Origin of the sequence: Rhodococcus ruber, assembly GCF_027270735.1 — a bacterium.
Classification (GTDB): domain Bacteria; phylum Actinomycetota; class Actinomycetes; order Mycobacteriales; family Mycobacteriaceae; genus Rhodococcoides; species Rhodococcoides rubrum_A.
Genome location: NZ_JAPWIJ010000010.1, coordinates 56,097 through 78,005 on the forward strand (window position 1 = coordinate 56,097; position 21,909 = coordinate 78,005).

General features: G+C 64.1%; 22 protein-coding genes. 9 read left to right on the top strand and 13 right to left on the bottom strand.

Translation table 11 applies throughout. The annotated features are described in order from the left end of the window. Nucleotides 1-107: 107 nt before the first annotated feature. Nucleotides 108-2,237 (top strand): MMPL family transporter, encoded by a 2,130-nt coding sequence (locus O4220_RS21760; protein WP_269607574.1) that lies wholly within the window; start codon nucleotides 108-110, stop codon nucleotides 2,235-2,237. Between the two features lie 34 nt (nucleotides 2,238-2,271). Continuing rightward, complete coding sequence (locus O4220_RS21765; RefSeq protein ID WP_269607575.1) at nucleotides 2,272-4,272, top strand: SDR family oxidoreductase; 2,001 nt, start codon at nucleotides 2,272-2,274, stop codon at nucleotides 4,270-4,272. 7 nt (nucleotides 4,273-4,279) lie between these two features. On the opposite strand, the gene O4220_RS21770 is transcribed toward O4220_RS21765, so the two are convergent. Next, the gene (locus O4220_RS21770; protein WP_269607576.1) at nucleotides 4,280-5,044 is read right to left on the bottom strand and encodes a class I SAM-dependent methyltransferase; all 765 of its coding nucleotides are present in this window, start codon (nucleotides 5,042-5,044) and stop codon (nucleotides 4,280-4,282) included. Nucleotides 5,045-5,099: 55 nt separating this feature from the next. Between O4220_RS21770 and O4220_RS21775 the strand changes: the two genes are divergently transcribed. The 3 genes from O4220_RS21775 to O4220_RS21785 all read left to right on the top strand — a co-directional run bounded on the left by O4220_RS21775 (nucleotide 5,100) and on the right by O4220_RS21785 (nucleotide 8,075). Next, nucleotides 5,100-6,059: an ArsR/SmtB family transcription factor gene (locus O4220_RS21775; RefSeq protein WP_269607577.1), complete on the top strand. Its 960-nt coding sequence runs from the start codon at nucleotides 5,100-5,102 to the stop codon at nucleotides 6,057-6,059. A gap of 118 nt (nucleotides 6,060-6,177) precedes the next feature. Further along, nucleotides 6,178-7,362, top strand: a complete 1,185-nt coding sequence (locus tag O4220_RS21780; RefSeq protein ID WP_269607578.1) for a sensor histidine kinase — start codon at nucleotides 6,178-6,180, stop codon at nucleotides 7,360-7,362. Nucleotides 7,363-7,391: 29 nt separating this feature from the next. Then, nucleotides 7,392-8,075, top strand: a complete 684-nt coding sequence (locus O4220_RS21785; protein WP_332112870.1) for a response regulator transcription factor — start codon at nucleotides 7,392-7,394, stop codon at nucleotides 8,073-8,075. Here the strand turns inward: O4220_RS21785 and O4220_RS21790 are convergent. Then, entirely contained in the window at nucleotides 8,047-8,427 is a 381-nt protein-coding gene (locus O4220_RS21790) for a hypothetical protein (RefSeq protein ID WP_269607580.1), read from the bottom strand. The genes O4220_RS21785 and O4220_RS21790 overlap by 29 nt on opposite strands. A 262-nt stretch (nucleotides 8,428-8,689) precedes the next feature. On the opposite strand from O4220_RS21790, the gene O4220_RS21795 reads away from it, so the two are divergent. After that, complete coding sequence (locus O4220_RS21795; RefSeq protein ID WP_269607581.1) at nucleotides 8,690-9,289, top strand: methyltransferase family protein; 600 nt, start codon at nucleotides 8,690-8,692, stop codon at nucleotides 9,287-9,289. A gap of 12 nt (nucleotides 9,290-9,301) precedes the next feature. Here O4220_RS21795 and O4220_RS21800 read toward each other — a convergent pair whose 3' ends face one another. From O4220_RS21800 to O4220_RS21815, 4 genes are read right to left on the bottom strand one after another with little or no spacing between them, the layout of a single operon-like run. Beyond that, a complete protein-coding gene (locus tag O4220_RS21800) occupies nucleotides 9,302-9,811 on the bottom strand; it encodes a hypothetical protein (protein ID WP_269607582.1) in 510 nt (169 codons plus the stop codon). Nucleotides 9,812-9,821: 10 nt separating this feature from the next. Beyond that, entirely contained in the window at nucleotides 9,822-10,586 is a 765-nt protein-coding gene (locus tag O4220_RS21805; RefSeq protein ID WP_420030445.1) for an alpha/beta fold hydrolase, read from the bottom strand. Between the two features lie 22 nt (nucleotides 10,587-10,608). Continuing rightward, nucleotides 10,609-12,213 (bottom strand): DNA polymerase Y family protein, encoded by a 1,605-nt coding sequence (locus O4220_RS21810; RefSeq protein ID WP_269607583.1) that lies wholly within the window; start codon nucleotides 12,211-12,213, stop codon nucleotides 10,609-10,611. Further along, nucleotides 12,210-13,028, bottom strand: coding sequence for a hypothetical protein (locus tag O4220_RS21815; RefSeq protein WP_269607585.1), 819 nt, complete (start codon nucleotides 13,026-13,028; stop codon nucleotides 12,210-12,212). The genes O4220_RS21810 and O4220_RS21815 overlap by 4 nt, the downstream gene beginning before the upstream one ends. Nucleotides 13,029-13,233: 205 nt before the next feature. On the opposite strand from O4220_RS21815, the gene O4220_RS21820 reads away from it, so the two are divergent. Beyond that, complete coding sequence (locus tag O4220_RS21820) at nucleotides 13,234-14,457, top strand: serine/threonine-protein kinase (RefSeq protein WP_269607586.1); 1,224 nt, start codon at nucleotides 13,234-13,236, stop codon at nucleotides 14,455-14,457. 8 nt (nucleotides 14,458-14,465) lie between these two features. Here O4220_RS21820 and O4220_RS21825 read toward each other — a convergent pair whose 3' ends face one another. From O4220_RS21825 to O4220_RS21855, 7 genes are read right to left on the bottom strand one after another with little or no spacing between them, the layout of a single operon-like run. Beyond that, nucleotides 14,466-15,164: a response regulator gene (locus O4220_RS21825; protein WP_269607587.1), complete on the bottom strand. Its 699-nt coding sequence runs from the start codon at nucleotides 15,162-15,164 to the stop codon at nucleotides 14,466-14,468. Next, nucleotides 15,143-16,276 carry a sensor histidine kinase gene (locus tag O4220_RS21830; protein ID WP_269607588.1) on the bottom strand — a complete coding sequence of 378 codons (1,134 nt, stop codon included), beginning with the start codon at nucleotides 16,274-16,276 and terminating at the stop codon, nucleotides 15,143-15,145. Before O4220_RS21830 ends, O4220_RS21825 begins: the two co-directional genes overlap by 22 nt. Then, entirely contained in the window at nucleotides 16,273-17,028 is a 756-nt protein-coding gene (locus O4220_RS21835; RefSeq protein ID WP_269607589.1) for a hypothetical protein, read from the bottom strand. Before O4220_RS21835 ends, O4220_RS21830 begins: the two co-directional genes overlap by 4 nt. Nucleotides 17,029-17,060: 32 nt before the next feature. Then, nucleotides 17,061-17,867 carry a hypothetical protein gene (locus tag O4220_RS21840; RefSeq protein ID WP_269607590.1) on the bottom strand — a complete coding sequence of 269 codons (807 nt, stop codon included), beginning with the start codon at nucleotides 17,865-17,867 and terminating at the stop codon, nucleotides 17,061-17,063. After that, entirely contained in the window at nucleotides 17,852-18,103 is a 252-nt protein-coding gene (locus O4220_RS21845) for a MerR family transcriptional regulator (RefSeq protein WP_269607591.1), read from the bottom strand. Before O4220_RS21845 ends, O4220_RS21840 begins: the two co-directional genes overlap by 16 nt. A 52-nt stretch (nucleotides 18,104-18,155) precedes the next feature. Continuing rightward, nucleotides 18,156-18,803, bottom strand: a complete 648-nt coding sequence (locus tag O4220_RS21850) for a response regulator (RefSeq protein WP_269607593.1) — start codon at nucleotides 18,801-18,803, stop codon at nucleotides 18,156-18,158. Beyond that, nucleotides 18,800-20,146 carry a sensor histidine kinase gene (locus O4220_RS21855; protein ID WP_420030446.1) on the bottom strand — a complete coding sequence of 449 codons (1,347 nt, stop codon included), beginning with the start codon at nucleotides 20,144-20,146 and terminating at the stop codon, nucleotides 18,800-18,802. The genes O4220_RS21850 and O4220_RS21855 overlap by 4 nt, the downstream gene beginning before the upstream one ends. Before the next feature lie 146 nt (nucleotides 20,147-20,292). Here O4220_RS21855 and O4220_RS21860 point away from each other — a divergent pair, with 146 nt between their 5' ends. Both O4220_RS21860 and O4220_RS21865 read left to right on the top strand, forming a co-directional pair. Further along, nucleotides 20,293-21,648, top strand: a complete 1,356-nt coding sequence (locus O4220_RS21860; protein ID WP_269607594.1) for a PspC domain-containing protein — start codon at nucleotides 20,293-20,295, stop codon at nucleotides 21,646-21,648. After that, entirely contained in the window at nucleotides 21,645-21,905 is a 261-nt protein-coding gene (locus tag O4220_RS21865; protein ID WP_269607595.1) for a hypothetical protein, read from the top strand. Before O4220_RS21860 ends, O4220_RS21865 begins: the two co-directional genes overlap by 4 nt. The last annotated feature ends 4 nt before the right edge of the window (nucleotides 21,906-21,909 follow it).

Below are 21,909 nucleotides of genomic sequence, written 5' to 3' on the forward strand. Positions count from 1 at the left end.
GCATCACCGCTACATCGAACACTTGTTCTAATAAGAACACGAGGGTCCGACACGATCAACTACAGTCGAGTCGCCACTGACCCCTTCCATAGAGCCGGAGCACCGTCGTGACCCGTTGGGCCTCGTTCGTCGTATCGCACAAACGATGGGTGCTGGCAGTCGTCGTTGCCGTCGTCGCCGTCGGCGGGGTGTTGGGACTGAGCGTTTTCTCGAAACTGAGCGAGGGCGGCTACGCCGACGCCGGCAGTGAGTCGTCGGAGGTGGCTCGGTTGGTGCAGGGCATCGGTCAGCCGACACCGGACATCGTGGCGATCTACACCGCACCCGACGGCGAGACGATCGACGACATCGGGCCCCGAGTACAGGCGACGCTCGACGAGTTCACCGGTCGATACACCCTCGGCAACGTGAATTCGTACTGGACCGCAGACCCGGTCAGCAAAGAATTCCTGGTCTCGAAGGACCGAACGAAGGCGCTGGTGACGGTATCCCTCGGCGCCAACTCGGGCGTCACGTTCAATACCTTCGGCGAACTTCCGCCCCAGCTCGAAGTGCCCGGCGTCGAATCGCAGTTCGCCGGAGCGTCGGTGGTCGGAGTTTCGCTCAGTGAGACCCTCGAAAGCGACCTCGTCCGCTCGGAACTCATCGCTGTTCCCATCACACTGCTGCTGCTGATCTTCATCTTCGGCGGCGTGATCGCCGCGGCGGTTCCGGTGTTCGTCGGCATCCTGAGCGTGCTCAGCTCCCTGGCGATCCTGCGTGTCCTCACCGAGTTCACCGAAGTCAGTTCGTTCTCGATCAACGTGGCTTCTCTGTTGGGACTGGGCCTGGCCATCGACTACGGATTGTTCATCGTCAGCAGGTTCCGCGAGGAATTGCGAAGCGGGTCGACGTCGGTCGACGCGACCGTCCGCACCGTCGCCACTGCAGGCAAGACCGTCGTCTTCTCGGGACTGCTGTTGGTCTGTGCGTTCGCCGGCATGCTCGTCTTCCCCCAGGCGGTGATCAGGTCCCTCGGATTCGGTGCCATGGCCGCGGTGGCGAGCGCCGCGGCCCTGTCACTGACCGTCGTTCCGGCATTGCTCGCAATTCTCGGCACCCGAATCAATTCCTGGACCTGGTCGCGTACTGCGTCCGATCGCAGCGATGCACGCGCACACAAGTTCTGGGGTGGTGTGGTCACCCGTGTGATGAAGCATCCAGGGATCGTCGCAGCCGTCATCGTCGCTGGGTTGCTGATCATCGCCACCCCGATCCTCAAGGTCTCGCTCGGCGAGGTCGACTACACGGCGTTGCCGAAAGACAACCCTGCGCGCATGGCGTTCGAGACACTCGGCACCGACTTCGAGTCGACCGGTGACGGTGCCACCGTCGTTCTTCGTGGCCTGGACGGCGTCAAGCCTCAGGGCGCACCCATTGCAGCGCTGACCTCGGCTGTCGAATCCACGCCCGGTATCGCCCGCGCCGAATTCATCGGTTCCAAAGACGATTTCGTGACCCTCGAGGCGGCCTACAGCGAACCGACCGGTGGACTGACCGAGGCCGAATCCCAATCCGACGCAGTGTCTGCATTGCGCTCGATCACACCTCCGGACGGTACCGAGATCCTCGTCGGAGGCGGTCGCGCGAACATCGACGACGGCAATGCAGCCATCGCGAAGTGGCTACCGGTGATGATCTCGATCATGGTCGTCTCGACGCTGGTACTGCTGTTCCTGGCGTTCGGCTCGATCGTATTGCCGATCAAGGCCGTTCTGATGGCGGGGCTGAGCTTGGGCGCGACATTCGGTGCCCTGACGTGGGTGTTTCAGGAAGGCCACGGGGCAGGACTGATCGGCGTCACTCCAGGACCACTCGAATCGACGTTCGTGGTCCTCATCCTCGCGGTCATCTTCGGCTTGTCGACCGACTACGAAGTGTTCCTGATGTCTCGCATGGTCGAAGCTCGCGCGGCGGGAGCGAGCACCGAAGAAGCCGTGGTCTTCGGCGCTCAGCGCACCGGACGTATCGTCACCGCGGCAGCGCTGATTCTGATCGTCGTCACCGGGGCGTTCACCATCTCCGGTCTGTCGATCATGAAGTTTCTCGGCTTCGGCGTCATTCTCGCCCTGATCATCGACGCCACCATCATCCGCATGCTGCTGGTTCCGTCCTTGGTCAAGCTCATGGGTGAGGCCAATTGGTGGGCACCGGCATGGATGAAGAAAGTGCACGACAAAGCCGGTATAGGCCACTAGCCCAGGAACTTACTTCAGAGTAAGGTCGGCTCGCATGGCGAACTACATCGTGACCGGCGGTACCGGGTTTCTCGGTAAGAACGTCCTACCCCGACTGCTGGAGCGTGATGCGAACGCTGTGATCCACGCGCTGGTGCGTCCGAACTCGGTGGCTCGCCTCGAGCGACATGCACAGCAGCTCGACGGCGGCGATCGAATTCGTCCGTTGATCGGTGATCTCACCGAGCCCGAGCTCGGACTCTCCGACGTACCGTCCGACATCGACCACATCCTCCATCTCGGTGCCGTCTACGATCTGACCGCAGGCGACGAGCAGGCACCGACCAATGTCGCCGGAACCGCCTCGGTGATTGCGCTTGCCCAAAGGACCGGTGCCCGCCTGCACCACATCTCGTCGATCGCCGTTGCCGGTGACTATCGAGGAACGTTCTCCGAGAACGATTTCGACCTCGGCCAGAGATTCCCGACGGCCTATCACCGCACCAAGTTCGAGTCCGAGAAATTGGTCCGCGACAGCACCGTGGACTGGCGGGTCTACCGGCCTGCCGCGATCATCGGACACTCGGAGACCGGAGCCATCGACAAGATCGACGGCCCGTACTACTTCTTTCCGTTCTTTGCACAACTGGCCAAACTACCTTCCGTGCTACCGATCACGGTGCCGAAGATGGGCAATACCAACCTGGTACCGGTCGACTACGTGGCCGACGCCATCGTCGAGCTCGTGCACCGAGACACCGCACCTCACAGCGTTTTTCATTTGGTGAACCCGAGTCCGCAGTCCATGGCGGAGGTGTACGCCGCATTCTCGACGGCGGCCGGATCCCGAGCGAAAGTTCTCGACGTTCCCGGAGCATTGGTTGCCCCGGTTGTCTCCCCCAAGTCCGGAGCGGTACGAAAGCAGCGCAACGCCGCCCTCCGCGATCTCGGTGTCCCACCGGTCATGCTCGATCACCTGACCCTGCCCACGGTGTTCGAGTCGGCAGCGACGCAGAAAGCGTTGCAGGGCAGCTCGATCACGCCGCCGCCACTGCGGACCTACGCAGATCGAGTGTGGACGTACTGGCAGAAGAACTTCGATCCCAAGCGCAACCGCCGGGACGACCCGCGGGGAGCACTGTTCGGTCGTCACATCATCATCACCGGCGGGTCCTCCGGCATCGGCCGAGCCAGTGCCGAGGCGGCGGCACGCAAGGGCGCAGTGGTCATTCTTCTGGCTCGCGGACAAGATCAACTCGACGAGGTGGTCGAGCACATCCGCGAATCGGGCGGCACCGCATACGGCTACCCGTGCGATGTCACCGACAGTGAATCGGTGGATCAGACCGTCAAAACCGTTCTGAGCGAACACGGTCATGTCGACATGCTGGTGAACAGCGCCGGTCGATCCATCCGCCGGTCGCTCTATCGATCCACCGATCGGTTGCACGACTACGAACGCACCATGGCCGTCAACTACTTCGGGGCGATTCGATTGGTATTGGCGTTGCTGCCACACATGCGCGAACGCCAGTTCGGACATGTCGTCAACATCTCCAGTGCCGCGGTACTGGGACACCCTCCGCGCTTCTCGGCGTACGTAGCCAGCAAGGCCGCACTCGACGGCTTCACCGATGTTGCTGCTGCAGAAACACTCTCGGACGGAATCACCTACACCACCATCCACATGCCCCTGGTCGACACCCCGATGATCACCCCCACAGGCGACAAGAACGTCGGCACCGTGTTCTCACCCGAAAAGGCCGCCGCGATGGTGATCCGCGCACTGAGCGACAAGCCCAAACGCATCGACACACCGTTGGGAACACTCGGACAGTTCGGTGCCATATTCGCCCCCAAGGGCAAAGACCGCACGATGCACCAGCACTACCGGACGTTCGCCGAATCCGCTGCCGCCAAAGGCGAGATGCCGATACCCCTCGAGGACGGGAAGGTGCCCTACCGAGTCCGTCCGTACGATCCGAAAACTCCGAAAGCACGCATCGGCAAAGTGATCCGGCGTGTCGGGAGATTGGTTCCCGGCACCAGTTGGTGAAGTCCAGTCATGGGGCCACGGCGGTCCACAGGGTCCAGCGATCGCGTTCGATCAACTCACCGGGGGCCAGGCGACCACGCAGATACTCGACCAACTGCGCGAGTTCGACGTCGGAGAGTTCGTGCAGGATGGAGCGCCCGGTTCTGCCGGCGATCTCTGTCAGGTACTGCTCGCGATTTCCGTAGCGTCGACGAGTTTCCCAGAGTGGTTGCCTGGCAACATCGGTGAATCCTGCCCCAGCGAATGCGGCCACTACGTCGTCGACGTCGTGTCGTCGCCGAGACTCGATGTCCGCCAATCGGGGAAACGCGTCGAAGATATATCCGCGCGGATTGGTCGGCGATCCTGCCAGTGTCGCGTCCTCACTCGTCCGATCCTGAACGATCGCGAGACCACCCGGCCGCAACAGCCGGAACATCTCTGTAGCCAGGGCGGAGGCATCGGGCAGATGATGGACCAGAGCGCGAGCGAACACGATGTCTGCCAGGCCGTCGGGTAGGCCGGTGCTCTCGGCGGGCGCACACTCGAACACGATGTCCGCGGGCGACGATCGGCGGGCGGACTCCAGGATCGGTGCACTCGAATCGACGGCTGTGACATGCGCTCCCAGCGTGCGCCACGCACGCGCATAGGTACCCCCGCCACACCCGAGATCGACGACGTGCGCGCCGACCGGATCGACGATACCGGTGATCGCGGCAACCCAGGAAGAGTCTGCCTCGCGGCCGGAATAGGTGTCGCCGTTGGCTGGATCTTCGAAGTCGATGGGCATGTGGATCAGTACACCGAGCACGGTTGCCGGTCGCCACCATTTAGTGTGGGACTACATGCTCGCACTTCATCTCCGAGCCGCCGACCTAGCGGATACCTCGTTGACCGTCTCGCCGCTGTTCGAGACGGTCCTGAGCCTGCGTGCCTGGACCTCGCCGAATCGGCACCGTCTGCACCAGCCGTGGCGTCGACGCGTCCGGACGGCATGGCAGCAGTGTGACACCGAGATGCTGACGGCGTTGGTCTCTCCCGACGGCAGAATCCCGGACTTTCTCGCTCCCCGTCCGCCCACCGAATCCCCGGCCTTCGACGACGAGATCGCCGTTGTCGGGGCGACACCGGCAGTGGAGATGCGACGCGATATCGCTGCCGCCTTCTCCGCTGACATTCCTGCGGTCCTCGTCGGTCCGGCCCGAGCGGTGCGCACCCGTACAGTCCAGGCGCTCTCGCAGTATTGGGCCACGTGCCTCCAACCCGACTGGGCCCGGATCCGCGCGGTCCTGGACGGTGATGTGGACTACCGAGCACAACAGCTCTCGCACTTCGGGGCACGAAAGATGTTCGAGCACCTCGATTCCCGAGTTCGATGGGACGACGGTGTGCTGTGGGTCGATCGGCTCGAGGACCAGGTGTGGGTCGACGTCGACGGACGTGGACTTCCATTGATTCCGTCGGTGTTCGTGCACGGCGCGATCACTCAGACGAGCCCTACGCGGGCCCCGTCTCTGGTGTATCCGGCCCGCGGGCGCGGCGCAGTGTGGAACATGGCACGGACAGCTCCGAACCGAGCGCTGACCAATCTTCTGGGCACCCAGCGAGCCACGATTCTCACGCTGCTCGACGCGCCCACGACAACCGGAGAGGTTGCTGCCGTATTGGGCGTTTCACCCAGCGCGGCGAGCCAGCATCTTCGTGTTCTCCGCGAAGCGGCGGTGGTGCGACGCGTCAGACAAGGACGATCGGTGCTGTACGTACGCACTCCCCTCGGGGAGGAGTTGGTCGAACAACAGGGGTAGGGCTGGCCATACCGTGCAATGGAGCCACAGAACCTAAAATGTGTGAGTGAGCCGACCGCAGACACTGTCCACGCCGAGGTTCCTCGAGTCGTGGCGGGCGGTCCGATACACGGCTGCTGTGAGTACACGGACTCTACTTGCGATGGCCGTGACCGGTCTGCTTGCGACACCGATATCGATCGCCGCCACCGACATCGATCTCGGGACCGGATACACCGGCGCACTCGCTGCAGTCGGATTGATCGCCTTGGGCGTCGGTCTGCCGATTGTGTCCTCCGCGCTGGCCCGCGCGGACTGGGCCAGCGCCGCCGCTGTCAGCACGAGACCACCGACGAGCCGGCCGGAAGTCGTTCTGCGCGAGCCCAAGACAATCATTCGCCCGCTTGCTTACAGCGTGGTCATGGTCACGATCGGCGGGGCCGTTGCGGTCACCCTGCTGCTTTCGGTGATTGGGTCGGTGGTTGCTGTGTTCAGTCCGTATCTCGCGGTCAACGGTGACAGTGCGGTAATCGGTCCCGTCACCATCACAACTCTGCCGCAAGGTCTCGTTGCGGCCACCGCCGGCAGCTTTGTCCTCGGACTTCTGGTGTGGGCATCGCCTCTCCTCGTCCGACGCCATGTGCGATTCGTGGAGCAAGTACTGACTCTGCCCGAGCAACGGCTGCGGCACGATCTCACCGCAACAGCGCAATCCCGTGCCCGCATAGTGCGATCGTTCGATGTCGAGCGCCGCCGCATAGAGCGGGACGTACACGACGCGGTCCAACCGCAGCTTCTGTCGGTGAGCATGTCCTTGGGACTCGCGCTCGCCGAGCTGCCTGCAGACACCCCAGGCCGCGACGACATCGTGCGCGCCCAGCACCAAGCCCACAGGAGTCTTGCCGACCTGCGACGAGTGGTGCGAAATATTTACCCTCAGGTGCTGATCGACCACGGCCTCGGTGCCGCGGTGCGCGAGATAGCGGACAACTTCGCGATCTCTGTCTCGGTGAACGACCGGCTTGGGCGGCGCCTGCCTCCCGATATCGAAGCCAACCTCTATTTCTGTGTTTCCGAACTACTCTCGAACATCGTCAAACACAGCACCGCGCGTCGCGCCGAAGTGGTGCTGCGGACCATGCAAGGGAACGAGATTCTTGTATCCGTGCACGACGAGGGATGCGGTGGAGCGTCTGCCCGAAGTAACGGCGACGGTGGTCTGAGCGGAATCAGTGACCGTCTCGCCGCCGTCGACGGCACAATCTCCATCGATTCACCGGTCGGAGGACCCACCGACATCACCATCGTGGTGTGCGCGGCGTGATCGACGTGCACACCGGTACACAGAAGCTGATCCGTGTCGTTCTCGCCGAGGACAACATCCTACTGCGCGAGGGTGTGCAGATGATCCTGCAGCGCAATGGATTCGATACCGTGGCGGCTGTTGGCTCCGCAGACGAACTCTTGGCCGCATGTCGTCGACACGACCCGCATCTCGTCATCACTGATATTCGAATGCCACCTGATCTCGGATCCGACGGGCTCGCAGCGGCCTTCGAGCTTCGGAAGCAGAACCCGACCCTCCCGGTGGTGGTACTCAGCCAGTACGTAGAGCAGAGCTACATGAAGGAGTTGCTCGACGGAGCAGGCACGGCCGGGATCGGATATTTGCTCAAGGACAGGGTGAGTGACGTTCGGGAGTTCGCGGATACTCTCCGGCGGGTCGAGTCCGGAGGCACCGCGATCGATCCAGCTGTCATCACCTCGATGATCGAGCGGCGGCGGGATCCGTTGCACGAACTCACCCCACGCGAACGCGACGTCCTCGCCGTCGTTGCGGAGGGCCGGTCCAACCTTGCGATAGCGCGAATGCTGTTCGTCAGTGAAGCGGCCGTCGTCAAACACATCGGAAACATCATGATGAAGCTCGACATTCCGCCGAGTGAGGATCGAAACCGAAGAGTCGCAACCGTTCTCGCGTACCTCCGAGCGCAGAGCCACGATGGCGCTAGCGAAGGGTCGCGGGACTGCCGTTGAGGTACACCTCGGTGCCGGCCGGGACCACGACCGAGAAGCGCCCCTCACAGTATCCGACGAAGCCCGCATCGCAGGGTGTCCCCACGTTCAGGCTGGTGCCGTCGAGCGACCAGTCCGGCATCCTCGCGCTTTTCCCTATGGTCTCGGTCTTCAGGGTGACGACCACCCCTGCGAGATCCGGTCGTTCCGAGACATCGACCGGCATGTTCACGTTGCTGTTCACGATGTCCACACGCTGCCCGGTCAATTCGAACGTCTCGGTTCGTTCACCCACTGTGGGTGCACAACCGGACAACGCACATGCTGTCGCCATCAGAGTCGCCGCCATGCCGGCTCGAGAGAAATTTTTCATGACCACAGTCCACTCGGCAAACGCCATCTCCGACATAGAGCGAGGCATGCAGTCGAGGTAGACCCAGCCCTACCTGGGATGCAGAGCTGCCGCGGTCCAGTCGTGAGGTTCAGCGCAGCATCAGGCCGACGATGTTCTCCCTGTGGTCACCGCCAGCGGAGACGACGGGTGCGACGGCCGATGCAGTCGTCGCCGCAGGGCTCAGCGACGCCGGTCTGGGCGATGGTGCGTGACAGGTCCCGCGTCTGAGAAGCTGTCTCGCGTGATCGCCGAGAAGCTGCCGTTGTTCGTGACCGACCGTTCGACCGCTGCTGTTCTGGCGACAGCATTCACCGGCTTCGTGTGGTCGGAATACAAGATGGGGATGCGGAAGCCGCGGACCGGCTCATCGAACCGAGACAACGGCTCCGGCCGCGCCGTCGGCCGCGGCCTTGTGCTCTCGTATGGCGGAGGCCTTCTCCTGAGCGTGATCTCGCCGGCCACCGTGTGCACCCGCCACCGACGAGCTGTCTTTCTGACGGGATTGGCCACCGCAACCCTCGGGCAGACGCTTCGGATCTCGGCAGCTCGCACACTCGGAGAGTCCTTCACATTCGTGGTCCACACGCACCCTGAGCAACCAGTGGTTCGGACGGGCCCGTATCGGTTCGTTCGCCACCCGTCCTATGCCGGCGCACTGATCTGTGCGCTCGGCTTCTGTATTGCGTACGGAAACTGGCTTTCTCCCGTCATGGTGGCATTTCTGGCCGGGGGATATGTACGCAGAATTCCATCGGAGGAGACGGCCATGCTCGAGGGGTTGGGAGACGCCTACGCCGAATACATGGCACGCTCGAAACGATTGGTGCCCTTCATCTTTTAGCCTGGGTATGCCTCAGCGCAACAAAGCCTTTGCCCACACGCGCAGAAATCCCTGACTCAGGTACGCCAGTGAGCCGATCGCCAGTATCCACTTGACGGTGCTGACCACGGTGGTGGCGCGAACGACGGTGTCGGTGATCTGTTCTCGGTTGTCCACCAGTATCAGTCCGACAATGTTCTCGATGTAGTCACCGGCGGCCGAGGCCACGGGCGCGACGGCCAATGCGGTCGTCGCCGCGGGGCTCAGCGGCGTCTTCGCTGCCAGGCTGCGTGCGCCGGCCCTGAGTGCGATGGCATAGATCGCCGGATGCACGAAGTCGGGAAAATAGTGGCTGCGGAATCTGGCGATCTCGGTCTCGTCCATGCTCGCGAGGATCTGTCGGTAGCGCCGCGCGGACCAGGCCGTCTGCACCTCGAGTACTTTCGGGGCCGCGGGTCCGAGCAGCCGAGCGATGTTGGCCTGGGATACGACGAACAGTGCCGACCAGCCCAGCATTCTGCGATCGAGCGCACTCGGAGTCATGTCCGAGACCCTAGTCCGTGAGGAACGGGAGAACGGTGGCCTCGAACGCCGAGTAACCGTCGCGATGGATGCTGTGTCCGGTGCGAAACGCTTCGACGCGGCAGGTCGAGATCTCGGCGACCATCGCGTCGAGCCGAACCGGATCGACCATGCCGCCGGGACCTCCACGAAGCACCAACGTCGGAGCAGTGATGTCGGCCAACGACTCCCACCACCGCGGATTCGGCCGACGGAACTGCTCGAGTGCAGTGGCAGTCATCGACCGATCGAACGCGAGTACCGCACGGGGATGCAGGACAACGCTGGTCGCGGCATGCCAGAGCTCGGTGACCGACGGCATCTTGCCGGTCAGGGTCGGCGGGGCGTCCCCTGGCCGAATCGGTATCGGAAGTTCCTCGAGTACCAGACGGCGAACGAGCGACGGGCGACGCTGCGCGACGAGCGAGACCGCATATCCGCCGAGGGAATGCCCGACGAGATCGACTTCGGTCAGCCCGAGGTGATCGATCAGAGCAAGGACATCGCCACCGAACGAGTCGAATTCGTACGTGGGCGTGTGGGCGCTCTTACCGTGCCCGCGCAGATCGACGGTGATCACCCGGCGACCTCGAGCTGTCAGTGCTCGGGCGAAGCGATCCCAGGTCCCACTGTCCCCGCCCATCCCGTGTACCAGCAGCACCGGCACCGGTGCTGCGCTGAGGTGTTCCGGCGGGACGAACGAGCGATACGCGATATCGACGCCACCGAGGTCGACCGTCTCCGACATCATCTGCATTCACTCGAATGTAGCGGTGTCACTATTCGTAGATTCCTTCCACCCGCCACCGACCTTCGTCGAACACGAGCAGCAGGGCCCTTTCGTCGTCGAGCACCACCTGGGCCCGCGCTGTCGGACCCGTCGATGCGGTGCCGCTGTCCCACCACCGTTCGTCCACCGGCCACGGCCCGGCCAATCCCGTCAGTTCCCATTCCTTGGTTCCCCAGCGCAATCGTGCAGGTGGCGCGTCGAACACACCGCGGTCGGTGACGCCTATTCCCGTACCCGTCCGATTCATCAGCGTCACCGTCGGACGTGTCTCGATCACCGCCGCCGGAGCAGGTTCGGGTAACCGTCCTGGCCATGGATGGGATGGATCGGACATCGGCACCAGCTCGTCGCCGAGTGGGCGCAGCGTTATCCGTTCGGCCGGCCCGCGTCCACCGCTGAGAACACCACCCAGCACCGACTCGCCACCGAGCAGACCCTGAACGCGCACCAATGCCCGACGCGCTCTCTCGTCCTCGTCGCCGACACTGCCCCACAATCCCAGTTGCAGCTCACCTGCTGCCACCACCTCGATCGGCTCGAGCCTCAGAACAGTGATCGCGGACGTCGGCTTGTTCTCGCTGCGCCCGGTGAGCCAGCCGTCCAGTTGCCACCGCACGCGATCGGCTGTTCCCTCCGGCGTCAACGGCTCCGCGCAACGCCAGATCCGCGACAGGTTCTCACCGTTACCGGTACTGGCATGCACCAGCAGACGAGTACACGCAACGGCCGCGGCAGCAAGCTTGGTGTGCAACTGTTCGGCAAGACCGCGCCCGGCGAATGCAGCGGCGTCGACCCGATCGATCGGTGGGTCGCACCGATACTCCACATCGAGATCCGGCGGCAGCGCCCGGGCCGAGGGCGGACGCTCGGGCTCACCCCGAGCACTGCGATGCGCCAACACCGCATCGGTACCGAACCGCGACGCGACGTCACCCGGAGACAGCGCAGCGAAGTCGCCGATGGTTCGTAGACCCAAGCGTCGCAACAGGTCCACCAGCTCACCACGATCTGCAGCGGACATACTCGGTTCTGCCGAGAGTTCTGCCACCGGTAACGGAGCGAGAAAGCCGGCACCACCTCCGCGCGGCACCACCTGTGCATATCGCGCGGCGACGACCGCGGTGGACAGCTCGTCGGCGATACCGATCTGACATTCCACACCGGCAGCCGACGCTTGGTCGATCAGCCGTTCCGCGGCCCGATGCTCGGTACCGAAATACCGTCCGACACCGCGAGCGGCGAGAACCAACAGACCCGGCCTCAGCACTTCGACTCCCGGTGCGATGGCGGCGACGGCCGAGACCACGGGCTCGAACAGTCGCGCATCACGATCGGTATCGGCGAGAGCGACATGCACATCCGGGCACCGCGCCTGGGCTTCCCGACGCCGTAGTCCGCGTTCGATACCCGACGCACGTGCCGTCGCCGAGCACGCGACGACCCGATTGGCCGAGGTGACGACCACCGGATGCGTCGCAGGCAGATCGGCCTGAGCAGCTGCTGCGACAGCGGGCCAATCGGGACACCACAGTGCAAGAACACGGCTGGCAAGAACACGGCTGGCAAGAACACGGCTGGAACGATCGACGCTCATGTCGAGACCGCGATCGACAATGGATTCTGTTCGCGCTCCTCGGCATGCCACTCGATGCGGCCGTTCTCCGAACGCAGGTCGAGTCGAACGGTGCGGGGCCGCATCGCCTTGCCGCGCGCGCACACCGACAATCGGACGCCGCGGAGCCGGCCACGTCCCAGCTCCCGACCCGTACCGAGACCGTCGTAACCGTGCACCGACGCGTCCAGTCGTAGTTCTGCCCCGTCCCAGTGTCCATCGGTCACCAGCAGCGTCGAACCCTTGCTCCGTGCCCTGGCTACCACGGCTCTGGCCCGAGTGGGTGATACGGACATGCCACCGAGACCGAGCACCACGAGGTCCACACCGTCGAGCAGGATTGCCGCCACTTCCACCGGATCGGGGCCCGGATCGGGAATCAGGGCCAGTTTGCTCAGCTGTGCGCCCATCTCCACCGCGGCGAGAACTCCGAAACGAGGCTGCCCGATGACGGCGACATGCCCACCGGCACCGGTCACTGCGGCCACCAGACCGATCAGCAGCGAGCCGGCACCGGACACCGAGGCCACCGTTCCTCGCACCAGTCCACCGTGCGGCAGCACGTCGATCAGCGCAGAGGGCACCGGAAGAACGGCCCGCTGACGGACCGCACGTATCGGCTCGGCCTCGCCGAAATCGGAGCTGACGGGGTCCGGGTCCGAACTCTCGATGCGCACCGACGCCGTTTCGCCACGGGACGGCACGGCAGCCATCCGGCTACGCAGCAACGCGACACGCTCCGGCAGCGACAACCCGTCGAGCACATCCGGCGTGACAGAAGCTCCCGATACAGTCATGTCACTCCCCTTCACGATGTAGAAAATCGAGCCGAAACATCGGTGTTCGTCGAACGCGGGAAGTGGCGTATTCGAACACAATTTCGATCTGCACTCAGTAAAGCCGCTCGGACGGCAACTCGTCAAGGTGGTGTCGAAGCCGCTGGTGGGAGCTTCCGTTCCGCTGCTGCGGGCACGCCCCGCCATCGTCAACTAACCTGTGGGCGTGACCGATCAGCAGCGTGTTCGACGAGGAGTCGGACCCGACTACCTCCTGGCCGGAAGATACCGCCTTGCCGGCAAACTCGGGGGCGGCGGAATGGGCGCAGTATGGCTCGCCACCGACACACTTCTGCATCGCCAGGTTGCCGTCAAACAGGTCACGTCCACCACCGCGCTGAGCCCTGAGCAAGCCATCGAGGTGCGCAATCGGGCCATGCGTGAGGGTCGCATCGCTGCCCGCCTGTCCAGCCCCCACGCCATCGCGATGCACGACGTCGCTCTCGTCGACGGCGAGCCGTGGCTGGTCATGGAATACCTGTCCTCACGCAGTCTCGCGCAGGCGCTCGGCACCACCGATTCGCTACCGCCGTTCGAGGTTGCTCAGATCGGGGCACAGATAGCCGACGCACTGACCGAGGCGCACGAGGCAGGAATCGTGCACCGCGACATCAAGCCGGGCAACATTCTGATCGCCGATCGCGGCAAGGATCTGGGCATCGTCAAGATCAGTGATTTCGGCATCTCCCGCGCGAAAGGGGACGTCGAGGAATCCGACGACAGCGTGATCACCGGTACCCCTGCGTATTTCGCCCCGGAGGTTGCCCGCGGACAGGATCCCACCGCAGCCAGCGACGTGTTCTCCCTCGGCGCAACGCTGTACACCGCCATCGAAGGCAAACCTCCGTTCGACATCGATCACGATTCGATCGCCCTGTTGCACCGAGTTGCCAAAGGGCAGATCATTTCTCCCACCCGCAGCGGAGATCTCACCGGTCCCTTGCTGCACATGCTCGAGCCCGATCCCGCTCGGCGTCCCACCATGGCGCAGGCCCGCGACGAGATCATCCTCGCTGCGATCAGCAAGCGCGGCACCATAGCTCAGCTACGGGGTGTCCCCCTGACTTCCGCGGACGGCGTAGTTCCTGCATGGGCGAGACGCTCGACACCGGTGTCCGAATCTCGCCGTCCGTCCCGAGAATTCGGCAGCACCGTCGCAGGCCTACCCGCCGTGCAACCCGGTGCAAGCCCAGCGAATCCGGTTCCTTCGACCTACTCTCCCCCACCGTTCGACCTGCCCCGAAAGAAGAAGAACCCGATCGAGAACGTGCTGATGCGAATCGAAGATGCCGTGGGTGATCGGACGACGATTCCGTCTCCGGTCATCCTCGCTGCACTGATCCTCGCCGTCGTGATCGTTCTGATTCTGGTGATCGGCCTTCTGTTGTAGTCGAGCCCTCAGCGCGCCTCGTGCACGATGATCGCGATCTGAACCCTGTTGCTGCACTCGAGCTTCGTCAAGATCCGTGACACGTAGGTCTTCACCGTCGCCACACTCATGTAAAGCTCCGCGCTGATCTCCGCGTTGGACTTTCCCGATCCGACGGCAACTGCCACCTCTCGTTCTCGATCGGTGAGAGAATCGAGTACCGCTCGCGCTCGCGCCGTGGCGGAGTCGTGCGATCGAGCGTCCTGCTCGCGCCAGTGGGCAACCAAGCGTCCTACGGCCGTCGGCGACAGCATCGACTCCCCGGTTCCGACGCGATGCACCGCGTCGATGATGTCGCGCGGTGGCGTGTCCTTGAGCAAGAACCCGTTGGCCCCCGCCCGCAGAGCCCGCAGCAGATATTCGTCGGTGTCGAACGTGGTCAACACCACGATTGCCGCTGAAAAACTCTCTGCGCGAAGCATTTCGGTGGCAGCCAGACCGTCCATGACGGGCATCCGCACATCCATCAGAACCACGTCGGGAGACAGCGCGTGCACTGCCTCGATACCGCCGCGACCGTCGGACGCCTCACCGACCACAGCGATACCCGGATCCGAACTCAGTATGAGAGACAACCCGGCCCGGACCAACGCGTCGTCGTCGACCAGCAACACCTCGAGCGTCTTGCCCGTTTCGGTACCATCGGTCAGTTCGGGCACGGTAGCCATGCTTCCAGACGGTAGACCACTCCGACGCTGCTTCGGGCGATACCGTACTCGATTCGCCCTCCCGCCAACTCGACTCGCTCGGTGAGACCGATCATTCCCGATCGCGAACCCGGTACAGTCGCGAATCTTCCTGCGCTGATTCCGTTTTCGAGCCACACTCGAATCTCGTTGCCGACCTGCGTAATTCCACATCGCACCGGCAACCCCGGCGCATGCTTTCTGGCATTGGTCAGGCCTTCCTGAATCACACGGTGAACGGTGCGAGAGGCAGAGGCGGGTAGCGAGAGGTTCGCGGGCATCTCGTCGACGAACGTCACCTGGGTACCGGCTTTTTCCGAATCCTCGATCAGCGCAGCTATATCGCCCACACCCGGTTGTGGACGCGGCGCGTTCACGTCGCCCGATCGAAGTACTCCCAATATCTCCCGCAAGTCCTCCAGAGCACCGTGCGCATTGGATCTGATGGTCGACGCGAGCGCTTCGACCTCCCGCGCACCGACATCCGGCCGGACCTCGAGCGCACCCGCATGGAGACTGACCAACGAGATTCGATGCGCAAGAGCGTCGTGCATCTCCCTGGCGATCCGCTCACGTTCGAGCCCGCGAACGGTCTCGGCGCGCAAATTCGATTCCGACTCGGCGCGCTCCGCCCGCTCACGGAGCGAATCGATCACTTCCCGCCGCGCTTTGACGACGATTCCCCACGCTGCCGGAATGCTCACGAAGGCGAGACTGAGTATCGCGGTGTACAGAATCGACTCTTCGCCCCACAGTGTCGTCCAGATCATCGGTGCCAGCACGTGCAGAGTCACCACCGCAGTGGTGACTCGCCACGACTTCAGAGACGCCACGGTGAAGACGGCTACCAGTTCGGCTCCGCCCACAGCATCGGTAAGGACAGTGCACACCGCCAGCGCTACCGCGATTTCGATCGGCCACCGTCGACGCCACCACAACAACACAGCGCCGAGGATGCCGACGACAACCGCCACGACGGTGCTCGTGTGAGTCCTGCCCTCGGTGTCCACGGCCACCGCCAGCATCAACACCAGAGCGAACGCGATGGCGGCGACGTCCCATGCGCGCTCCCGGTGCTGCCTCAACCAGGTCACGATCGAACCAGGGGGCGCCAGTACTGTCTGGCCTTCTTGTCGCGCACCACTACGCCGAGTCTGTCCAGCTCCGAACGCAATTCGCGCGCATCGGCACCCGCCTTCTTCTTCAGTGCCATGTCCCGAGCTGTGAGCACCGCATTCACCTCCGGTGCCAGACCCGGCGTCCCAGGCACCCACAGGCGATAGAGATCGTCGTAGGGATCACCGGGCGCAACCGAGTAACCCCGCTGCTCGAATGCCGCCTCGATCGCCTCACGCTTCTCCTCGCTCGGTACGCGCACCAACTGACGCGAGGCTGCGTCGAGCAACACCAGTTCCTTGCCGTCGACGAACACGGTACCGACCTGCGATCTGGACACAGTGGCGGTCTCGCCCTTCTCGGTGATGCGAACGTGCGCCTCCGACACCGCAACCCGCGCAGTGTCGTAGAACGCGGCGGCCACCAGCGCCAACCCGAGCAGGACCCCCACCGCGATACAGACGTACCGAACCCACCACTGCGACCACGAGGCGATCATCTCCAACGGACCTTGGAACGGTATCCAGGCGAGCGACGCTCCCCACTCCGCCACGTACGGCACCGCGAATCCCAGCAGTCCGCCCACCAGCATTGCCCCGGCGATCAGCAGAATTCGATCACCACGAGAGAACCACAGCACCGCCGGTGGCGTCTCCCCGAGCATCTTGTCGTCCATACCGTCGACGGTATCGAGTGCGGGCGCGCCTACCCAGTCATCGAAAGTCGACACTTTGCCGACTTTCGACGACAGGAGGCACTCGATCAGCCGTGAACCGGCATCACCAGTGTCGTCAGAGCGCCGTCGAGCGCGGAGCGCACCAGCATCGGCTGATCCGGCGCAGCGATGTCGAGCATCAGGTCGGGTCCGACAGCCGAAGCGACGGCCGCCTGTAGGACGGCCGCGTCGAAGAACACCACACTCTCCGAACCGGTCACCTGCGCGGGAACCGGAACACCATCGACCGAGACGCCGTTCGGCCCGGCTGTCATGCGAATGGTGCCGCCGTCGAGCGGAACGAAATCGCGTCGAAGCACGACCCTCGTCACGGTCGGAGCCAAACCGTCCATGATCGCCCGCCAGTCGGGGAATTCGCCGTCGACCGGATCGACCTCGGTCCGAGCACCGTCGGAGTCGATCACCATCGCGTCGTCGGTTGCAGTCAGCACGAGGGTGCCGGTTGCGGTCACCGTCCCGAGGGAGCCGACCGCTGCGATTCGAGACCAGGGGGTGCCGGCCGAGCTCTGCGCGACGAGACTGCGGGTGGAGAGTCGATACCGATCCGTCGCAGTGAAAGTGACGGTGCCGCCGTCCACCTCGATCAGGACGCCTCGCAACACCGGGAAATCGTCACTCGTCCCGGCTGCCGACGAGACCTGTTCTACTGCGGAGGCAAATTCCATGGCAGATACCGTTGCCGTGCAGTACTTTTCGTCGAACATCCGGCGGATCGAGACCGCAGCCTCGGCTGCTGCGCGCGCATTCTCGGCCAGCTCCTCGACGTGTCGATCCACGATCTCGACCGCCGCGGCTCCGTCGCCGTCGAGGGCGGCGCTCACCTCGTCGAGCAAGGAGTGGAGCCTGCAGGAACGACCATGAAGGTAGGCATCCCGATCTCGCGCAGTTGTCGAATGATGTTGGCCCGCTTGGACTGAGCACGAGTGTAGTAGCGATAGCCGGACTTCGCGTCGATGGACGCAGGGACGAGCAACCCACAGTCGTCGTAGAAGCGCAGGGCACTCGGGGTCAGCCCGCTCGAGCGAGCGAACACACCGATGGTCAGGAATTCTTCGTCCGAATCAGTCATGGTGAAATCCTGAGGCTTCGGGTTGGTCGAAGGTCAAGCGTGACGCGGACGGCTAGTCGATGCGGCGCTTGTGCGCCCATCGCGTGAGTGCGTTCCTGTTGGACTGCTGGGTCTTTCGGAGAACATTCGACGCATGAGTTTCGACGGTCTTGACGGAGATGAACAGATCCTCGGCAATCTCGCGATAGGTGTATCCGCGCGCCAGCAACCGCAGAACCTCCAGTTCACGGGGCGTCAGCGAATCCAGTTCCGGATCCAGCGGGGGCTCCGGGGCGGCACTACGACCGGTGAACGAATCGAGAACGAATCCGGCCAGACGTGGGCTGAAGACCGCGTCTCCCCCGGCGACGCGTCGAACACCGTCGGCGAGCTCCGCTCCGGATATGGTCTTGGTGACGTATCCCCTGGCCCCCGCACGGATGACGGCAATGACGTCCTCGGCCGCATCGGACACGCTCAGAGCCAGGCACACCGGCCCCTCGGCGATGCGATTCAGCACGGCCACCCCACCACCGTCGGGCATGTGCACGTCGAGCAACACCACATCGGGTTTCGTCGAGTCGATACCCGATACCGCCTCGGCGACGCCTCCCGCTTCGCCGACCACCTCGATATCCACCTCCCGGCCCAGTTCGGCCCGCACGCCAGAGCGAAAGACCGCGTGATCGTCGACCAGGAAAACTCGGAACGGGTCGGTCACGTCGGCTGCTCCTGCTGGTTGGATTCGGACGATTCAGTGGTCACAGTACTGCCGTTGCGGGGCATGAAGATGCGTACCTCGGTGCCCTTGCCGACGGTCGACCGCACCTGCACGGTGCCGCCGCGACGTTCGACACGGCCCTTGATGGACTTCGCCAGGCCCTGCCGGTCCTCGGGCACCTCGGTTTCGTCGAACCCGGTTCCGCGGTCGCGGACGAAGATGCTGACCTGCTCGGCTTCGGTTTCGGCGAACAGGTCGATGTTGGTCTCACCGGAATGCTTGGCCGCGTTGACCAGCGCCTCTCGCGTGGCACCGAGAAGCGCGGTGAAACTTTCCCTGGACAGGCCGGATTCGACGTCGTCGGGCAGAAGATGCACGTCTCCGACAGTGATGGGCCTGACGGTCACACCGTGCTGATCCTCGACCTCACCGGAGATGGTCTTCAGGGCGTCGGCCAAGCTGGAGTTGTCGGTGTCACCGCCGTCGAAAAGCCATTTGCGTAGCTCCCGCTCCTGCCCTCGTGCCAACCGCATCACTTCCTGCGGCCGATCGGACTGCTTCTGGATCAAGGCGAGTGTCTGCAGCACCGAGTCGTGCAAGTGCGAGGCAATCTCCTCCCGTTCGTCGTTGCGTATACGCGCAGATCGCTCGGCACCGAGCGCACGCCAGGTGCGCAACCAGATGGGAACCGTCAACAAGCCGACGCCGACGAGGGTGACCACCACCGCCAGCAGCGACGAACGCAGTGCGGCCAGATCGACGCGAGCAAGAACCACCACCCCCAGCCCGAGGACGATCAGCGTTGCTCCGCCGACCACCCGCGCCCAGCTCAGCACGGTCGGATGCTTGGGCAGTCCCAACGCTGTCCGTGGACCCTCCACGTCGAACTCGCGCCACACCAGCGCCGCACCGACCACCACGACGATGACCGGAACGATGACCGATGCGGCAGTACCACTGAGAAGCCAGGCGAGCCCCACCGCGAGGCCGAGACCGATGGCGGCCAACCCCAGCGCACGCTGACGTTCGGCGGCACTCGGGTGTGCCGTGTCGTCACCGGCAGGCGTGAACATCCAGATCAGGCCGTAGGCGGCGATTCCGGCACCGGCCGAGGCCGCGAGCAGCGCGAAGGCCACCCGAATCTTGAAGACGTCGACGCCGAGATGGTCGGCCAGACCCCCGGCGACGCCGCCGACGATGCGTCCGCCGCCGCGTCGTAGATAGGGGGCAGGAGCAGATCGTGCAGGAGCGACAGGAAAGGTGACAGGCGCGACCGGCGCGTCGCCGGCCACGGGTGGTGTGTTGCGGGCGGCGTCAACGGAGGGATTGTCGACAGGGTGCACGCATCGATCCTGACACGGACAGGGCGAGTGTCGCATCAGGGTTCGCCCTGATGTTTCGCGCATTCGCCGACGTCCGATCACGCTCGGGGTCGATATCAGGGGTATCCCTGATGTGCTTCTCGATCGGGAACGCCACGATGGTTGTCATGAGCAACGTGACCGTCTCGGATCAAATTCAGCAGATGTGGCGAACCCGTCCGCACCGATTGCCGCAACGCGGACATGTGGCGGGTGTCGCAGCCGGTATCGGCTATCGCTACGACGTCGATCCTGTTCTGATTCGGGTCGCGTTCGTCGTGTCCACCCTGTTCGGCGGCACCGGCATCGTGCTGTATCTGGCGGCGTGGTTGGTGCTCAGCCGAGCCGGTGACACTGCGTCCGGCGCAGAGTCACTCGTCGGCCGCGGCACCAGCTCCGATTCGACCACCAAGATGGTGGTCGTCGCGGTGGCGTTGGTGATCGCGGTATCGACGATAGGCCCGGTGGGTGTCGGGCTCGGAGGTTCGGGGCTCATCTCGCTGTTGGCCATGCTCGGTGGCCTGTGGTTGCTGCATCAGCGTTGCCCGGAGCCGCCACCGTACATGCAGACTGCAGAGTTCTCCCGAAACTACTACGCGCCCAAGCCTTTCGGCTCGTACAGTACGTCAGCGGAGCAGTGGACGGCCGCGCAGTATCGGCCGCCGCAGTTTCAGCAGGAGCACTACAGCCCGTACACGACGTTGCCGAGCAGTTACGTTCCGACGCCGCGAGCAGCCGATAGCTCCGATGCTGCAGACTCCGGTGCCGACCACACCGTGAATCTGAACAAGCAGAAGCCGGCCGAAGCGCCGACGGTGACTCCCCCGTCGTGGGACCCGCTCGGTGTGGCTCCGTTCGCCTGGGATCTCCCCGAACCGGCACCGGCATTCCCACCCGCAGCGATCGAGCGTAAGCACCGATCACGATGGACAGCAAGCTTTCTCGGCCTTGCACTGCTCGGCGCTGCCGTCACCGCCGCGGTCGGAGCCGCATCCGGCGGGGACTGGGCCACAGCGGGACGCGTCGGAGCCGTCGCGTTGGCGATCATCGCGGTCGGGCTGATCCTCGGTGCATTCCTCCGCAAGGGCTACGGACTGTTGGTGGTCGCGGCACCCCTGGCCGGATTCGTCGTCCTGGCATCGGCGGTCGGGCCGGTGAACCTGGACAACAGTGTGGCGGGTAATCAACGAGTCGCCCCGATGACCGCTGCCGAACTCGATCCGATGTACAAGGTCGGGGCCGGCGAGCTGGACCTGGACCTCACAGGCCTGACGCTGACCGAGAACGACCGCGTGAAAATCGAAGTGGCGTTCGGCAGTGCGTCCGTCACCGTGCCCGATTCGATGAACGTGACCGTGGAATGCGAGGCGGCGATGGGTACGTGCCCCACCGAGACACGGTTCGGCCCGGCAACGAGCACCGATGCTCCGGTCCTGACGATCGTGGGAGATGTAGCGCTAGGCGAGCTGAAGGTGCAGAAGTGAAGAAGAACAACTCCGACCGTATCGGACACGACTACGGCGACAGCGATTCCGACACCGAGGCGCAGAACTCGAACCGCCGCGGACCGTCGGCGCTGCTGTTGCTGGCCGGACTGGCCGCCATGGTGGTCTCGGTCGCAGCCATCATCGGACAGGATGCGATCGTCGCCCTGGGCGACGTGCAATTTCGCTGGGTCTTCGTGATCGCCGCGGTCGCCGTCGGAGTCGCTCTTCTATTGGGCCCCAGCAGAAAAAGCTGACGCG

Bases quoted from the DNA above. Each gene is read 5' to 3' on its own strand.
- O4220_RS21775 (WP_269607577.1), top strand. From the start codon at position 5,100: ATGCTCGCACTTCATCTCCGAGCCGCCGACCTAGCGGATACCTCGTTG.
- O4220_RS21800 (WP_269607582.1), bottom strand. From the start codon at position 9,811: ATGACTCCGAGTGCGCTCGATCGCAGAATGCTGGGCTGGTCGGCACTG.
- O4220_RS21805 (WP_420030445.1), bottom strand. From the start codon at position 10,586: ATGCAGATGATGTCGGAGACGGTCGACCTCGGTGGCGTCGATATCGCG.
- O4220_RS21810 (WP_269607583.1), bottom strand. From the start codon at position 12,213: ATGAGCGTCGATCGTTCCAGCCGTGTTCTTGCCAGCCGTGTTCTTGCC.
- O4220_RS21770 (WP_269607576.1), bottom strand. From the start codon at position 5,044: ATGCCCATCGACTTCGAAGATCCAGCCAACGGCGACACCTATTCCGGC.
- O4220_RS21815 (WP_269607585.1), bottom strand. From the start codon at position 13,028: ATGACTGTATCGGGAGCTTCTGTCACGCCGGATGTGCTCGACGGGTTG.
- O4220_RS21765 (WP_269607575.1), top strand. From the start codon at position 2,272: ATGGCGAACTACATCGTGACCGGCGGTACCGGGTTTCTCGGTAAGAAC.
- O4220_RS21860 (WP_269607594.1), top strand. From the start codon at position 20,293: ATGAGCAACGTGACCGTCTCGGATCAAATTCAGCAGATGTGGCGAACC.
- O4220_RS21790 (WP_269607580.1), bottom strand. From the start codon at position 8,427: ATGAAAAATTTCTCTCGAGCCGGCATGGCGGCGACTCTGATGGCGACA.
- O4220_RS21845 (WP_269607591.1), bottom strand. From the start codon at position 18,103: ATGACTGATTCGGACGAAGAATTCCTGACCATCGGTGTGTTCGCTCGC.
- O4220_RS21825 (WP_269607587.1), bottom strand. From the start codon at position 15,164: ATGGCTACCGTGCCCGAACTGACCGATGGTACCGAAACGGGCAAGACG.